Source organism: Microcystis sp. M53598_WE2 (genome assembly GCF_030067735.1).
In the GTDB taxonomy this organism is placed as follows: Bacteria; Cyanobacteriota; Cyanobacteriia; order Cyanobacteriales; family Microcystaceae; genus Microcystis; species Microcystis aeruginosa.
The window spans coordinates 1-1,627 of sequence record NZ_JASJFE010000736.1 but is presented as its reverse complement, the minus strand read 5'-3'; the positions used below and the strand labels follow the sequence as shown (position 1 = coordinate 1,627).

Here is a 1,627-nt window from a genome sequence, read left to right as displayed (position 1 = left end):
GATGATTGTCTCCTAAGAGTCGTTTATACAAATCTAATGCTTCTAGATAGAGAGGTTCCGCTTCTGTGTACCTGCCTTGGGATTCGTACAATGCTGCTAAATTGTTGAGGGAAAGTACCACAGAGGGATGATTGTCTCCTAAAAGTCGTTTTTTCAAATCTAATGCTTCTAGATAGAGAGGTTCTGCTTCTGTGTACCTGCCTTGGGATTCGTACAATGCTGCTAAATTGTTGAGGAAAAGTGCCACATCGGGATGATTGTCTCCTAAGAGTCGTTTATACAAATCTAATGCTTCTAGATAGAGAGGTTCCGCTTCTGTGTACCTGCCTTGGGAATCGTACAATTGTGCTAAGTTGTTGAGGGAAGCTGCCACATGGGGATGATTGTCTCCTAAGTGGGTTCGAGTTGCGGTTAAACAATCTTGACAGTAAGGTTCAGCAGTAGCATACAATCCTTGTCCATTATAATAAAGAGCTAAACCCGTATAGGACCAAAATAAATCCTCATCAGCGATATATTGGGGATATTCCCCGACAGATGCTTGTAGATGGAGAAGGAAAGGTTTAAATTCTTCAACGATTTCTACAGTGGGATTATGTGGCATTTCTGCCGATTTTTTGGCCATAATCCCACAATAACGGCGTTTTGCTGGTTCTGCGTGGGGTGATGCTTCTAACTTATCCCGAAAATAGCGACGCAACAGGGGATGAATTTCATACCAACCATCACGATTATCCTGAACTAAACTCAGGTGAACTAAACTATCGGTTAACCATTCCTCCACTGTATCCCCATCCTCATCGGGAAATAAATCCAGAATCATCCCCTTGGGAAAGGGCGCAAGAGCGAATAAACTGAGGTAAAGTGCCAAAATTTGCGCTTCTGGTTCGCTATGCAACTCCTCCCAACTGAGATTAAAGGCAGCTTTTAACCCTCTTTCCGCAGTCATTTCCCCATGAAACTTGGGATTTTTGTCTAAACTTGGCTCATCTAAGCCGTTTTCGGCTAATTTATGCCGTATTTTGCTGATTTTCCAATCCTGTCGTCGTACCAGCAACCTTGCCACCAATTCTAACGCCAAGGGTAAATAACCTAAATCCTGACATAATAATTTAGCTGCCTCGATTTGTGTGTCAATTCTGTTATCTTTAAGGTAGGAACGCAATAAATCAAGTGCATCTTTTTCTTTTAATACTTCTACCCGAAAAGTCTCAATTGTCGCTGATAAATATTCCTTGCGAGTGGTAATTAAAACCTGAAAGCGTTTGTCTTCTTGCGGTGGTAAATAATCCCTAATTTGCTGATAATCCCGCACATCATCAAAAATAATTAGGACATTTCCCGCTAACCAGTTTTGCCAACAATAACGAATTTTTACGTCTAATTCTCCCTCATCTGGTAAAGTTAATTTGAGATGTACCCGCGCAAAATCTAAAATAGAAGTACCGATAAAACCGCCGTCACTTTCTGCCACATTTAACCAACATATACCCCCCGGATAGGCTTTTTCTCGCCATTGTTGCCAGCCAAACTGTCTGGCTAGTTCGGTTTTACCTATGCCTCCCATTCCTGTTAAGGTAGATATAGCAAGCTTTTGGGATTGTTGTAATTGATTTTTTAAGTCAAT

At 41.4% G+C, this 1,627-nt stretch carries 1 protein-coding gene; it reads right to left on the bottom strand.

Going from position 1 to position 1,627, the window contains the following annotated elements; genetic code table 11:
• Positions 1-1,567: tetratricopeptide repeat protein (locus PX636_RS14980; protein WP_288117698.1), on the bottom strand; the 1,567-nt coding region annotated here is incomplete at its 3' end.
• Positions 1,568-1,627: the final 60 nt, after the last annotated feature.